Below are 13881 nucleotides of genomic sequence, written 5' to 3'. Positions count from 1 at the left end.
TAATGCTAGAAAGAAAGTTTGTTATTAAAATTTATAAAGATTATGATTGGGAGATAAAGTTAAAAACTTTATCTGATTATGCCTTATATCCAGAATTTGAAGTTGAGATTTTTTCAATATCTAGACAGACACTTGATAGAAAAATTGTCTATTTATTCGATGCAAGTATTGAGCAAGAAAATATAGATGTATGTAAAGAAGATAGTAGATTTAATGAGTTATGTAAATTTGAAGCTTTTATTGATGATGGAGCAGGGGAAGAATTATTATCTGAATTTGATGGAACGATTATTGATGCATTAGAATATATTCAAAAGAATTTTGCTGATTAGTTTTATCTCGAACCACATCTAATAACTTTTTTTTAACTTCAATAATAAAAACCTTTTTATTAAGGGACATAATGTCCTAATACCAAGATATATGACAAATAACGGAACACTTTGTCCTTTTATTTAAGGATAACAGCATAAAAGTTAGTATTTTTTTAAATACATTACATTTTGTAATAAAAAATATTATTAAAGGAACACTTTTTATGTCATTTAATAATGTATATAAATATTTATTGGGATATAATGTTCTTTGGATAAATAGTTATGTATAGAGGAAATTATGTCTAAAGAATTAACAAATAAAGAAAAGCGTGATTTAATATTAGAAGCAGGAATGAATTTGATTCCCTATGTAGGTGGTTCAATGGCATCATTATATTTTGGTTCAAAAGAAGAAAAAAGATTCAAAAGACTTGAATCTTTTTATCAAGAATTGGCTCAAGAAATTAAATCTATGAAAGATTCTCTTGGTTCAATAGAAGAACAAAATCCTATTGCTTTTGAAGCAATTATGGAATCACTCCATGAAAAAGTAGAAATAGAACCTACAGAAGAAAAAAGACAATTTTTTAAGAACTATTTTAAAAATACACTTAAAGAACCAATTTTATCAGACTTTGATGAAAGAAAATATTTTTTAGAAACTCTTCATGATATGTCATTATTAGAATGTGAAATATTAGCTTTTATTAAAAATCAATCGCAACAAATTCAAGTTGGAAATATAAACAAACCTAATATTGAACAATATGCTATTGTTGGTGCAATCGGTAGATTAAAATCAAGAGGTTTTTTAACTGCTATGCAAGGCTCTTTCTCTATTGGTGGAGGTGAAGATAATTCATTGCAAGAAATCATTTCTATCTCTCCTTTTGGTAGTAAATTTTGTACTTTTTGTTTAGATACATAACAAAATACAGGAAGAAGAACAAGTGGAAACTGCGGAAATATTGGGCTTCTAAGTTTTGAATAGCTAAAGTTTAAAGACTGAAGTATTATGTGGTTAGTTCACATGTTCTTCAGTTCGACTGTTAGAATACGAAAGGAAATTTATTTGAGTGATATAATTAAGTGGACTAATGAAAATTCAGGATTTTTAACATTACTCCTTTTTTTAGTTACATTGTTTTTTGGTTGGATAAGTGGAATTTTTAAACATCTTCGACATCGTCCAAATTTTATTTTTAATTTAATTCCTGGACCTACATTTTGTTGTACATTCATTACTGGAAGAAAATATGAGTCATATGATACCAAGAGAACAGCAATTGTGATTTATTTGACAATAAAGAATATTGGTTCAGCATCTTCTCAAATAGAAAAAATTCAAGTGGGATATCACAATCATACCTTTAAATATAGCTTCTTATGGTTTTGGTTAAATACAACTATTTCATTAAAAGACTTTGGTCATACAGTGGGTGATAATCTTCGTCATTATCCTTTTTTAATTCAAAAAAATATTTTGTTGCCACAAAACAATATAACATATTTAAAAAATGGACAAAGTGCTAGTGGAATTGTTTACTTTGAACAATCAGAAAGTTACGGTGGTTTTGTTCCTAAAGTAAAAAATGGAAAGGTTAAAATAAACGTTAAAGTATATGATATATACAATAAAAGTTACACCAAAACATTTTGGATTCCCATTGTTGATTTAGATTACGCTAAAAAATTCAATGAAGAATTTGGACAAAGTTTAGAGAAAATTGAACAAGGTGAAATAGAAGAATGGAAAGTTTTCTAACAAATCATTGAAGAAAAATATTTGACCTTCCGCTCAAATATTTCTCAACTCAATACCTTACTTCCAATAAGTTTCTAATCTAATATTCCAACCTTTTCTCCATCTTTCTTCTCCTCGTGCAGGGGGTGAATTTTTGATGCGTCTTGAGAGCATTGTAGAAGCAGACTGGGCAAAGGCTTTTAGCTTGTTTGGTTCATTTGGGTTTATATGTTCAAGTACTTGAAGTAAACCCCAACCTTGATTGTTGTAACGTTCACTTTTTAATGTACCTTCACCTTTAAAATTGATGTAATCTAAAAGAACATAGAGTCCTTTTTCATTGATAGAACCATTTTTATGATGCATCACTTCATTAAATCTTTTTGTAATGAGTATTTGTCTTTTATCACTTGTAATAGAGTTTAGCATTTGAGGTAATGCTTTGCTTAAACGTTGTGCCATAAACTCTGCTTGATATGGCATAGTATTTTTAAGAAAGCTAAAAAGTTCAGTATGTCCTTTAGGAAACCAGATAAAGTGACCAATGCCAACAGAAGCAAAGTCTTCACCTTTATTCCAGTGGATAAGATACTTATCTAATCCTGCACCCTCATTTTGCCATACTTTTTTTGCTATAAAGTCTGCTTGTTGTTTTGTGAGTTTTATCTCAGAACCAAACAATAAGGTCAAACATATCATAAATGAAAAAATAAACTTCATAAGCTCTCCCCACAAAAAATTAATATCGACTTAGATTAATTCCTTAATGTAGCTATTAATCTATTTTCATCTTTCAAAAAAGAAAATACATCAAAAATTGATTTTACTAAAATATCAGAATTCAATAAAGTCTCAGTACATAAACCCTCATCTTGTAAGATAGCAATACCCAAAATAGACTCTTTTAACATTAACTTATCATTTCGTCCATTTCCAACACTTAAAGTCGTAGAAGAACCTAAACTTTTGATAAATTCTAACTTACTAATATCTTGAGATGATTTTGGTATCTTTATAACTTCACATTTTGTATCTTCAAGTTCTTTTTCTACACTTCCATAAGTATCAGCAGTAATTACATAAAAGTTAAAAGAGTTTGAGAAATCATTTATACTTTTTTTAATACCCTCAATTAGTTTACCGTCAATTGCAATCGTACCATTATAATCAAATACAATGTTTTGAATTTCTAGCTCTTCTCTTCCTGGAATATTTACTTTCACTTTTTTATCCTTTAACTAACTAATTATTATAAGAATAATAGCGAAAAAAGTATACATATTTGGTATTAGTTATCCTATCAAATATTCAAAATGAATATGAGTTTTATATTTATTCGAAAATGCTTAAAAAAGAAACAAGTAAGACGGAATTTTTAAGTCTAAAAGAGTTAAAATATCGTAACTATTAATGCTAAAAAATATTCTATTAATCAAAAAATTTATATAAAAAAGGCTAAAAACATTGACTAAACTTTTTTTATTTTTAATACTAACTTTCAATTTTTGTTTCGCAAATAATGAAAACCCTTTGTACATTTCGTCTAAAACACTTCCAACTTTTAATCAAGCAGATTTCTCAAAATATGTAAATGAAAACAAAAGTTGGTTAGAAAACAATCGTGTATTTTTGACAAAAAGTCCTGAATTAGAACTTTTTTTAAACTCACCGTTTGAGAAAAAGCCTATCAATCAAAAAGCATCAAAGGGAATCTTACTCGTTCATGGACTTGGTGATTCTCCTGGTTATTTTCAAGATTTAGCACAAGAGTTAGTTTCACAAGGCTTTTTAGTAAGAACTGTTTTATTAACAGGACATGGAAGTAAACCTGCTGATTTAATAAACGTAGAGTTTGAGCAATGGGAAAATTTAGTAAAACATCATATAGAGCTTTTAGAGAAAGAAGTAGATGAATTATGGCTTGGTGGCTTTTCAACAGGAGCTAATCTTGTGACTTCTTATGCTTTTGAAAATGAAGAGGGTATTTCAGGTTTATTGCTTTTTTCACCTGGTTTTGCATCAAATCAAAGTACATTATTACCTTTTTCAGGAATTGGTTCTTTTTTCAAAACGTGGTTATTCCAAAATGACTATAGTCAAAATATTTTACGATATGAATCTTTATCAATGAATGCTTCAAATTTATACTACAAGTCTTTACAAAAAGTTGAGGAAGCTTTTGATTCTAAGAGTTTTTCAAAACCAGTATTTATAACAATTAGTCAAGATGATAGTGTTATTGCATCAGAAGATATAGTATCATTTTTTACAAATAAGTTTAAAAACCCAAAAAGTCAACTTATTTGGTATGGAGAAGACAAGAATTTTAGTGATAATAGAATTACTTATCTACCTTCTTATATTCCTTCTGAAAACATTGGTAACTTTTCTCACTTAAGTGTGTTATTTAAAAAAGACAATTTCTTTTATGGAAAAAACAGTCAATTTAAAATGTTTAGAAATGGACAAGATAAGATTTATAATAGCCAAGAAGACGAGCTTTGGTATTCAGCTTGGGGCTTACTAGAAGAGGGCAAGTATTTTGCAAGACTTACTTGGAATCCATATTTTAATAAGACAATAGCAAATATGACAGAAGTAATAAACTCTAATAAATGATGTTTAGAATACAGTATATATTATACAAAAAAAGGAAATAAAATGAATCAAGAAATATCACTTCTAATTTTGATAGAAACAAAAAAAGGTCAAAGACAAAAACAAATAGATGCTTATAATAAATTATTACCTATTGTATTGAGTGAAAAGGGCTGTTTACAGTATGAACTTAAAGAAGTAGAAGATAATGAAGATGAATTTGTACTTATAGAAAAGTGGGCTTCTAAAAAAGACCTAGAATTACATGATAATACACCACATATGATTGAGGCAGATAAATTAAGTTCTACTTTTAGAGCTAAACCAGTAACTGTGATTAAATTAAAAAATATTAATTGATAAGCTATATATTACAATTTGCAATGAAAACCACTTACTTTTAAAATTCATAATATAATAAATAAAAATATTATAAGGATGAGTTAATGCTTAATATATTGACAAAAGTTAACTTATATGTTAACCTTTTATGAAAGAGATTCTATTTTATAAAACCAAATTAGGTAAAAGTCCTATTGAAAGTTTTTTAGATTCGTTATCTTTAAAAGAAGTACAAAAAGTAACTTGGGTTTTACAGTTAATTGAAGAATCTCATACTGTATCTACAAAGTTCTACAAAAAACTTGTAAATACAAATGATATAGTTGAAATAAGAATTCAACATACAAGTAATAGTTTTAGGTTATTAGGTTTTGAGCATAAGGGAAAGTTTATTGTACTAACAAATGCTTCTAGAAAAAAAGACCAAAAGACACCTAAAAAAGAGATTGACTTAGCACAAAATAGAAAAGAGGAGTATTTATCAAATGAGTGATTTACAAAAATATATTATTAAAAGAAAAAAGCAAGACAGTGAATTTGAGAAAAACTTTGATAAGGGTTATGAAGAATTTAAAATAGGTGAAATGCTAAAACAAGCAAGAGTTGATACTGGGATGACACAAGAAGAAGTGGCTTTAAAACTTCAAACAAAAAAATCAGCAATATCTAGAATAGAAAACCATGCTCAGGATATAAGATTATCTACTTTACAAAACTTTGCGAATATATTAGGAAAAGAGCTAAAGATACAAATAGTTTAAAATTTAACTATTTATTGAAATTAGCAAGAAAACAAGGAATCTAAATGAAAATATCAAAAATATATGCAAACAATGATAATTTTAAAACTATAGAATTTGATAAAGGTATAAACTTTATACTTTCAGATTCTAATGGTGTAGGAAAAACTAGTCTTTTTAAACTAATAGACTTTTGTCTTTTAGGTGATAAACACTTTTTAGGAAATGAACACTTTAAAGATTATATTTTTTATATAGAACTACAAATTGCTTCAAATAGATATATGACGATTAAAAGACCTATTAAGAGTGGTAAAAATATTGAGTTAAAAATCACAAAACAAAAGTCAATGCTTTTAGATGAAAAGTCTTTTAATAAAAAAGGAAGTCTTGGTATAGCTAAGTCTTTTTTTGAAAACAAAGTTAATTATTCTATAAATAAATTTAGAACTTACATAACATACTTTTTAAGAGATGAAGCAAATCAAAATAATGCCTTTATTTTAAACAAACATACATCTTTAAATGAAATAGAATATAAAACAATTGTATCAAGTCTTTTAGGTATTGATGGGCGTAAAATTAGAAAAAAGTATGAATTAGATGAACTAATCAAAAAAGAAGATACTGAAGTAACTGCGTTAGAAAATGCAAAATTTGATTTAGAAAAAGTCATAGAAGAAAACAAAAAATTAATCAACAGCTATTTTATAGATAGATTTAAAAATATTATTTCTAAGTATGGAAACATAGTATTAGGTAAAGAGACAACTTTTTCAATTGATTTTAATACTTCAAATGACATAGAGTTTAAGCTAAATGTTGAAAATGATGAAAAAATAAATGAAGTTACAAAAAATAAACTTTTATGTTTTATTTTCGCATGTGCATTAGCTGAAGTTTATGGACAAAAGAAACTTATCAAATTTGTAGCATTTGACAGTCCTTTTGATGGTGAAAATAATGTTTACGAAAAAGGTATTTACTCTGCCATTCATCTTTTAAATAAAATCGGTATTCAGACTATTATCACATCAAACGAAGATGATATTAAAAGTGATGAAATGTTAAGAGAAATAAATGATGAGTATTTGACTGATTATTTCAGTGATGGTGATAAATTAATAGGTGATTTTTAATTCAATACGCTATTATGCTAACAAAATTCTAAATAGGTAACAAATGCAAGAAACAGCACTAAAAATACTAAAATCTGGTCAAAATGTTTTTTTAACAGGATCAGCTGGTACGGGTAAAACATATATTTTAAATGAATATATTTTATATTTAAAATCAAGAAAGATTATTCCTACTGTTGTAGCTCCTACTGGTATTGCTGCTTCGCATCTAAATGGTCAAACTATTCACTCTTTTTTCTCTCTAGGAATAAGAGATAGTATTGATGAATATTTTATTTCAAATTTACTAGAAAAAAAGTATTTGCAAACTAGATTTAAAAAGCTAAAAGTTTTAATCATCGATGAGATATCTATGGTAAGCCCAAATGTTTTTACTGCAATTGATATGATTCTTCAAGCTTTCAAGCAAAATGATGAAGCATTTGGAGGAGTTCAAGTAATACTTTCAGGAGATTTTTTCCAGCTTCCTCCAATATCACAATCAAATGATTCAAAAAGATTTGCATGGCAAAGCCCATCTTGGAAAGCTCTTGATTTACAAACTTGTTATTTAGAAAAGAAATTTAGACAAGATGATAATCAACTTATTTTTGTATTAGATGAGATAAGATCAGGACAAATATCGCAAAAAACTTATGATATTTTAAATGATAGACATCAAAAAGATTTAAATATTGAGTTCACTCCTACAAAACTTTATACTCATAATATGGATGTAGATAGAATCAACAACGATGAATTATCAAGACTAGAATCTCCTTCTTTTGCTTTTAATTATGAAAGTGAAGGTGCAAAATCAAATATTGAAAAGCTATTTAAATCTGCACTTGTTCAAGAAGAATTAACGCTGAAAAAAGATGCAGTCGTTATGTTTATTAAAAACAATCCAGAAAAATACTATATAAATGGTACTACAGGTGTTGTAATTGATTTTTCAAAAGATGATAAAAAACTTCCAATTGTAAAACTATCAAATGGTTACGTAATAAAAGTAGAATACGAAGACTGGTCTATTGAAAATGACAAAGGAAAAGTGTCAGCAAAAATCTCTCAGATACCTTTAAAACTTGCATGGGCTATTACTATTCACAAATCTCAAGGTATGACCTTGGATGCTGCTCAAATTGATTTATCAAAGACTTTTGAAGTAGGGCAAGGATATGTTGCACTTTCAAGAATCAAAAATATTGAAGGTTTAAAACTAATGGGCTTTAATGAAAAGGCTCTAAGTGTTGATCCTGTGATTTTGAGTATTGACCCTAGAATCAAACAAGCTTCAAAAAAAGCATATGACAAAATTGAAGCTCAAGATGAAAAACAATTAGAACTTATCAATCTTTCATATATTGAAAGATTAGGAGGTCTTATTGACCAAAAAGCAATTAGTAAAGAAAGAGAAGAGTTAGATAAAGAACCAGTTATAGAAGAAAAAGTAGCAAATCATATAAAAACAAAAAATCTAATAGAGTCTTCATCTACTCTTTCTATTTTAGCAAAAAGCGCAGGTTTTTCTGTTTCTACTATTATGAAGCATTTATCAACTATTAAAGAAGAAGAACCAAACTTTGATATATCAAAATATATGCCAAATTTAAGCACTATAAATAAAATCAAAAAAGTAATTTCTGAAATAGAAAATGAGAATAAAGAAGAAGATTTTAGTGAAGATGGGAAAATAAAACTAAAACCAATTTTTCTAAAACTAAATGAAGAAATATCATATGATGATATAAAAATGGTTATTATCTAGCTTTATTATTAATAATAATGGGAACACAATACCAAATTATTCAAACTAATTATTTTTTCTTAGCAAACCATTTAGGAACATAGCAAGTGTATGGTCAATTATATCTTTTGTTTCAAAGGGTTCTAAAATATAGCTTTCAATAAAGCCATCGGAAAACTTCTTAAATAATATTGCTAAATGTTTATACGAGATATGTGGTTCTTCAACTAATAATTTAAATTGTTCTTCTAGAAAAACATAGATATCATTTACAATAGGATGATTAACAATATCTAATTTATGAAAAAAATAGGGATCATCTACAATAGGTTTTGATTTGTTTTTATCTATTTGAATAAAAACTTCATATTTATATTTTAAGTAAATACATAGATTGGAAAAAGGGTCATCTGTTTTTTCTTTTTCTAAGTTTTCTTGAAATTCTTTTAATTTAAAAATTAAATATTCTAAATATAGCTCTTCTTTTGAATTAAAAATATTATAAATTGTACCAACTGATGTATCAAGAACTTTTGCAATTTCATTGATTTTAGCATTTTTATAACCTGTAATATCAAAATAGGGTATTGATTCTTTTATATACAACTCTTTTTTGATTTCATTTACTTTTTGATTGATTTTATTCATATTTTTAAGCCTTAATATTGTTTGACATCTTAGCATAATCTATTTTAAGAATATACTTTAATCAACTTTTTATAATTAATTTTATAAAATGAACTTAATTCAATCTTAAGGATAAATTATGAATAGATTATTCTTACATAAAACAAAAACAATAGCTTTGTTAGTATATATTCGTTCAACAATAGAACAACTTTTTTTATTAATTAAAAAAAAAGAGTATGCTTCAAATTTATTGACTGGAAAAGATAGTCAAATAATTCTTGATAATTTAACACAATTATTAATTAGATTGAAAAAATCTGAAATAATGAATGAAAAAGATTTTAGAAATAATATCTATAAATCCAATGTATTTAATCCATATTACGAAGAGCTTGTACAATATTACAATAGCATAGTTTTAGAAATAGAAAATAATATGCAAAGTGGAGATTTGTGGATTCCTGACCAATTTATTTTATCTTTATTATCTGAATGGGTATTAGAAGAAAAACATACACAATACTTTCCTTACTTATTAGATATCAACTACATAGAATTACTATCTAAATTTGAAAAAGTTAATTTAGAAGAAAACAAAAAGTATAGAGAAAAAGTAAGCCAAATGTATATGATTTCAACAAAAGTAATTAAAAGATTAAAGAATAAAGAATATCAGCCAAGTGTAATAAAATCTAGAAAAAAGAGATAAAATGAAATCAAATTTATTTTCAGGAATAGTAGTTGGAATCATTTCTTTACCTCTATCAATGGCCTTATCAATTGCAATTGGTACTCCACCTGAAAACGGTATATATACAGCTATAATTGCTGGAATATTAACTGCATTATTTGGAAGTAGTAAAGTTAATATTAGTGGACCAACTGCTGCATTTGTTGTTATTTTAATACCAATTGTACAAGAATATGGACTACAAGGTTTGTTGATTTGTGGTTTTTTATCTGGAATTGTACAAATTTTAATGGGTACATTTAAATTAGGAAAACTTATTGAATTAGTACCATATCCAATTACTGTTGGTTTTACATCTGGAATTGCAGTTGTAATTGCAAGCTTACAAATCAAGGATTTTTTTGGTTTAAAAATTGAAAACTTTCATGGTGAGTATCTTGAAAAAATTTATGCTCTTTTAACTTCTTTAAATAGTTTTAGAATTGAAGAATTTACAATAGGTTTATCAACTATTTTAATTATTGTTTTTTGGAAAAAACAAAACTATAAAATGCCAGCTTCTCTTATTTCTTTAATTGTAGTTACCTTTTTAACTTATATCTATAATAGTTATAGTGACGCATATGAAATTTTAACTATTAATTCAAACTTTTCTTATGAATTAAATGGTTTAAAAGTAGAAGGAATTCCTTCTAATCCTTTGACATTTATTATCCCATGGGAAAATCTTACAATTACAAAAGAATTGATATATGATTTAGTTCCCCATTCTATAGCAATTGCTGTTTTAGGAGCTTTAGAATCTTTATTATGTGCAGTAATATCAGATGGAATGACAAAAAAAAGAACAAACCCTAATAAAGAATTAATAGGGCAAGGTATTACAAATATGGTATTACCATTTTTTGGAGGTATTCCTGCAACTGCTGCAATTGCAAGAACAGTAGTAAATATTAAATCAGGTGCAACAAGTGTTATGTCTTCTGTTTTTAATTCAATATTTATTTTTATAGCAGTTATCTCTTTTGCTCCAATTTTATCTTATCTTCCTATGGCTTCATTATCTGGATTATTACTTATTGTTGCATGGAATATGTCAGAGTATAAGCATTTTATTAATATCTTAAAGAATGCTCCAAAGCATGATGTTTATATATTATTAACTTGTTTTACTTTAACTATATTATTAGATATGCAAATTGCCATTGGTGTTGGTATGATGCTAGCATCAATTTTATTTATAAAAAGAACTATTGACTTATATTCAATTGACTTTGTAAGCGAAAAACACAAAAACAATTTAAATATTCCTGATAATATTTGTATTTATGACATTAATGGTCCAATGTTTTTTGGAGCAGCACAACATGCCTTAGAAACAATAGTAAGAACAGAAGATAAATACGATGTAATTATATTGAATATGGAAAATGTATCAATGATTGATATGACAGCAATGGTTGCTTTAAAATCAATTGTTGATTCTTTTAAAGAAAATAATACTTTGTTGATATTATCAGGACTTGAGAAAAGAATGTTTAAAAAATTGTCAAAAATAGGTTTTATTGAAAAAAAAGGAAGTGTGGAGTTTTTTGATAATATTTCAGATGCTATTAATTCAAATCAGCTTCAATAGCAATCTTTAAAAAACTTGTAAATGCAACATTATCAAATGTAAGTGAATCATCAAGGTTTGCTTTCATTTCATCTAAAGCTTTAGTATATTTTTCATAAAACTCAAAACTAGGTCTTGGTTTATATTCCAAATCTTGAAGTTCAAAATATTTGATTACCATTTTTGTTGTAGTTGGTTTTATAAAGTAAGACTTATGTCTATTTATACAATATGGAGTTACAGAAATAATTGTCCATTTTGCTAGATTATATTGGGCTAAGAACTCTACAAGTCCTTCAAAACCATCTTTTTTATTTCCATATAAAAGCTCAAATATTTCAATACTAAGCATATCTTTTTCATAAGAATTCAAACTTGTAATGGCATCTTTTAATTTTAGTTTATCAAATAGTGAAACCATAACAGATTTTTGAACTGATTTGAAAAAACCTTCTACAAATAAGCTTGGGTTTTGGAAGTTTTCTTTTTTAAGTTGTTCTTTTGCAAAATCTTCTAGTTTTTGAGGATTAAACTTCTGTATTTTGGGGAAAAATTCTTCATCACGAAATCCACTTGGATATTCATATAAAAATTCTGATTCAAGTTTTTTTAATTTTTCTAAAATTTTATTTACCAATTTTTTCTAATATTTCATCAACTAGTTTAGCTTTTATATCTTTTTTATCAAAGAAATTAGTAACATTTGTATCTTCTTTTGATAATACAATTGTTTGTGTATTTTTTTCTTGACAATAATTTATAAATTTATCAATTTGCGTTAATGTATTTTCTTTATCAATCACTATTAGGTCGAACTCTTCTTTTTCTAGTATTTCAAAAGTATCATTTAATGAATCTAATCTTTTTAAAATTACATCATTTTTTCTTAAACCCACTACTACGGGTAACATTGTTATATTATCACAATTTAGTAAAATTACTTTGTATTCTTTAATATATGATTCATCAGATATATCCACATCTTCCATATCAAATAAAACAATATCTTCTATTTGAACTTCATCACTTTTTGAAGAAATAGAAACATTATCATCTGAGATGTTTTTGATATCTGTCTTTTTAGGTAATATTAACTCAAAAGTACTTCCTTCACCTAATTTACTAAAGGCTTTGATATCTCCACCTAATAAAAAAGACAATTCTTTAGAAATAGCAAGACCTAATCCTGTACCACCATACTTTCTAGTTGTACTTCCATCAGCTTGCTTAAACCTATCAAAGATATGCTTGAGTTTTTCTTCTGCAATTCCTATACCTCTATCAATAACTTTTATAGTAATATCATTTGCATTTTTTTCCAAAACTACATCTATAATACCACTGTCAGTAAATTTAATTGCATTACTTAATAGATTCTTTAAAATTTGTTTTATTCTATGTGAATCACTTAATAAATTTACATTATCTAATAAACAACTAAATTTTAATGTAAGTTTTTTTTGATTTGCTATTGGTTCCATTTCATTTACCAATTCATCTATTAGCAAGTTTAGGTTAGTTTTTGCTAGATTTAATGAAATTTCACCAGCTTCGATTTTTGATATATCTAAAACATCATTTATTAAATATAATAAATCATTACCACAAGAATTGATAACGTTCATATTTTTAACTTGACTTTCATCTAGTTTATCATTTTTATTTTTTTTCATAATTGAAGAAATAACTATAATGGAGTTTAATGGAGTTTTTAATTCATGACTCATATTTGCTAAAAAATTACTTTTATACTTATCTGCTTCTATTAACTCTTGTTGTTGTTGTTTTAATTCAGAAGTTAATTGTTTTAGCATATCATTTTTATTTTTCATTTTTTGTACATTTAAACATGAATCGATACTAATATTTAATTTTACAACCATATCTTGAAACATAGATCCAATAATGTCTAAATCAACTTCTTCTCTTTTATTATAAACAATAAAAAGAAAACCTTTTTCTAAAGGAATGATTAATACTCTACTTTTGTTATCTACAGAATCAACAACAGTAAAGATTTTGATATCTTTTTTGTAGTAGTCTTCTTCATGAAAATTAATATCTTCTTTATATGATAGGTATCTATGTAGTTTATTGTCATTATCAACTAGATAAAAATAGCCACTAGATGCATTTGTATCATCAACAAAAGTTTCTAATACTTCTTTTAGCATTTCGTTTAAATTTAAACTATTTCCAATTGAACTATGACATTTATATGTCAAAGACAGATGTTTCATAAACATACTTATACCCTTTAATTAATTTAATAATTTTTAAATTAAGAAAATCCTACCATAAAAACTTAATTTAGTAAAGAGGTATAAAATAAAATA

General features: G+C 26.0%; 16 protein-coding genes. 11 read left to right on the top strand and 5 right to left on the bottom strand.

What is annotated here, in order from left to right; genetic code table 11:
• Positions 1-2 precede the first annotated feature (2 nt).
• The 3 genes from LPB137_RS08355 (at position 3) to LPB137_RS08345 (ending at position 2082) form a co-directional block, all read left to right on the top strand.
• Positions 3-332, top strand: coding sequence for a hypothetical protein (locus LPB137_RS08355; RefSeq protein WP_076086974.1), 330 nt, complete (start codon positions 3-5; stop codon positions 330-332).
• A 283-nt stretch (positions 333-615) separates the two neighbouring features.
• The gene (locus LPB137_RS08350) at positions 616-1245 is read left to right on the top strand and encodes a hypothetical protein (RefSeq protein WP_076086972.1); all 630 of its coding nucleotides are present in this window, start codon (positions 616-618) and stop codon (positions 1243-1245) included.
• Between the two features lie 144 nt (positions 1246-1389).
• Complete coding sequence (locus LPB137_RS08345; RefSeq protein WP_083657196.1) at positions 1390-2082, top strand: hypothetical protein; 693 nt, start codon at positions 1390-1392, stop codon at positions 2080-2082.
• A 57-nt stretch (positions 2083-2139) separates the two neighbouring features.
• Here the strand turns inward: LPB137_RS08345 and LPB137_RS08340 are convergent, their stop codons facing one another.
• Together LPB137_RS08340 and LPB137_RS08335 are read right to left on the bottom strand one after the other, a co-directional pair.
• Positions 2140-2781: a hypothetical protein gene (locus tag LPB137_RS08340; RefSeq protein ID WP_076089291.1), complete on the bottom strand. Its 642-nt coding sequence runs from the start codon at positions 2779-2781 to the stop codon at positions 2140-2142.
• A 35-nt stretch (positions 2782-2816) separates the two neighbouring features.
• Positions 2817-3284, bottom strand: coding sequence for an HAD family hydrolase (locus LPB137_RS08335; protein WP_076086970.1), 468 nt, complete (start codon positions 3282-3284; stop codon positions 2817-2819).
• A gap of 241 nt (positions 3285-3525) precedes the next feature.
• Here LPB137_RS08335 and LPB137_RS08330 point away from each other — a divergent pair, with 241 nt between their 5' ends.
• The 6 genes from LPB137_RS08330 (at position 3526) to LPB137_RS08305 (ending at position 8630) form a co-directional block, all read left to right on the top strand.
• Positions 3526-4680 (top strand): alpha/beta hydrolase, encoded by a 1155-nt coding sequence (locus LPB137_RS08330; RefSeq protein ID WP_076086967.1) that lies wholly within the window; start codon positions 3526-3528, stop codon positions 4678-4680.
• A 42-nt stretch (positions 4681-4722) separates the two neighbouring features.
• Positions 4723-5019: a putative quinol monooxygenase gene (locus tag LPB137_RS08325; RefSeq protein WP_076086964.1), complete on the top strand. Its 297-nt coding sequence runs from the start codon at positions 4723-4725 to the stop codon at positions 5017-5019.
• 130 nt (positions 5020-5149) lie between these two features.
• Positions 5150-5494: a type II toxin-antitoxin system RelE/ParE family toxin gene (locus LPB137_RS08320; protein WP_076086961.1), complete on the top strand. Its 345-nt coding sequence runs from the start codon at positions 5150-5152 to the stop codon at positions 5492-5494.
• A complete protein-coding gene (locus LPB137_RS08315; RefSeq protein WP_076086958.1) occupies positions 5487-5762 on the top strand; it encodes a helix-turn-helix domain-containing protein in 276 nt (91 codons plus the stop codon). The genes LPB137_RS08320 and LPB137_RS08315 overlap by 8 nt, the downstream gene beginning before the upstream one ends.
• Positions 5763-5806: 44 nt before the next feature.
• Positions 5807-6880, top strand: a complete 1074-nt coding sequence (locus tag LPB137_RS08310) for a DUF2326 domain-containing protein (protein ID WP_076086955.1) — start codon at positions 5807-5809, stop codon at positions 6878-6880.
• A gap of 43 nt (positions 6881-6923) precedes the next feature.
• Positions 6924-8630, top strand: coding sequence for an AAA family ATPase (locus LPB137_RS08305; protein WP_076086952.1), 1707 nt, complete (start codon positions 6924-6926; stop codon positions 8628-8630).
• Between the two features lie 45 nt (positions 8631-8675).
• Here the strand turns inward: LPB137_RS08305 and LPB137_RS08300 are convergent, their stop codons facing one another.
• Positions 8676-9257: a TetR/AcrR family transcriptional regulator gene (locus tag LPB137_RS08300; protein ID WP_076086949.1), complete on the bottom strand. Its 582-nt coding sequence runs from the start codon at positions 9255-9257 to the stop codon at positions 8676-8678.
• A gap of 118 nt (positions 9258-9375) precedes the next feature.
• On the opposite strand from LPB137_RS08300, the gene LPB137_RS08295 reads away from it, so the two are divergent.
• Positions 9376-9948, top strand: coding sequence for a hypothetical protein (locus LPB137_RS08295; RefSeq protein WP_076086946.1), 573 nt, complete (start codon positions 9376-9378; stop codon positions 9946-9948).
• Position 9949: 1 nt separating this feature from the next.
• Positions 9950-11566: a C4-dicarboxylic acid transporter DauA gene (dauA, locus tag LPB137_RS08290; protein ID WP_076086943.1), complete on the top strand. Its 1617-nt coding sequence runs from the start codon at positions 9950-9952 to the stop codon at positions 11564-11566.
• Here the strand turns inward: dauA and LPB137_RS08285 are convergent.
• Both LPB137_RS08285 and LPB137_RS08280 read right to left on the bottom strand, forming a co-directional pair.
• A complete protein-coding gene (locus LPB137_RS08285) occupies positions 11544-12182 on the bottom strand; it encodes a hypothetical protein (RefSeq protein WP_228144651.1) in 639 nt (212 codons plus the stop codon). The genes dauA and LPB137_RS08285 overlap by 23 nt on opposite strands.
• Complete coding sequence (locus LPB137_RS08280; RefSeq protein WP_076086940.1) at positions 12172-13791, bottom strand: sensor histidine kinase; 1620 nt, start codon at positions 13789-13791, stop codon at positions 12172-12174. The genes LPB137_RS08285 and LPB137_RS08280 overlap by 11 nt, the downstream gene beginning before the upstream one ends.
• Positions 13792-13881: the final 90 nt, after the last annotated feature.

This window comes from Poseidonibacter parvus (genome assembly GCF_001956695.1).
GTDB classification, from domain to species: domain Bacteria; phylum Campylobacterota; class Campylobacteria; order Campylobacterales; family Arcobacteraceae; genus Poseidonibacter; species Poseidonibacter parvus.
This window is presented reverse-complemented; position numbering and strand designations above follow the sequence as displayed.

Coding starts and splice junctions, on each gene's coding strand:
- LPB137_RS08355 (WP_076086974.1), top strand. CDS start 3: ATGCTAGAAAGAAAGTTTGTTATTAAAATTTATAAAGATTATGATTGG.
- LPB137_RS08280 (WP_076086940.1), bottom strand. CDS start 13,791: ATGTTTATGAAACATCTGTCTTTGACATATAAATGTCATAGTTCAATT.
- LPB137_RS08340 (WP_076089291.1), bottom strand. CDS start 2,781: ATGAAGTTTATTTTTTCATTTATGATATGTTTGACCTTATTGTTTGGT.
- dauA (WP_076086943.1), top strand. CDS start 9,950: ATGAAATCAAATTTATTTTCAGGAATAGTAGTTGGAATCATTTCTTTA.
- LPB137_RS08325 (WP_076086964.1), top strand. CDS start 4,723: ATGAATCAAGAAATATCACTTCTAATTTTGATAGAAACAAAAAAAGGT.
- LPB137_RS08315 (WP_076086958.1), top strand. CDS start 5,487: ATGAGTGATTTACAAAAATATATTATTAAAAGAAAAAAGCAAGACAGT.
- LPB137_RS08295 (WP_076086946.1), top strand. CDS start 9,376: ATGAATAGATTATTCTTACATAAAACAAAAACAATAGCTTTGTTAGTA.
- LPB137_RS08300 (WP_076086949.1), bottom strand. CDS start 9,257: ATGAATAAAATCAATCAAAAAGTAAATGAAATCAAAAAAGAGTTGTAT.
- LPB137_RS08305 (WP_076086952.1), top strand. CDS start 6,924: ATGCAAGAAACAGCACTAAAAATACTAAAATCTGGTCAAAATGTTTTT.
- LPB137_RS08350 (WP_076086972.1), top strand. CDS start 616: ATGTCTAAAGAATTAACAAATAAAGAAAAGCGTGATTTAATATTAGAA.
- LPB137_RS08320 (WP_076086961.1), top strand. CDS start 5,150: ATGAAAGAGATTCTATTTTATAAAACCAAATTAGGTAAAAGTCCTATT.
- LPB137_RS08310 (WP_076086955.1), top strand. CDS start 5,807: ATGAAAATATCAAAAATATATGCAAACAATGATAATTTTAAAACTATA.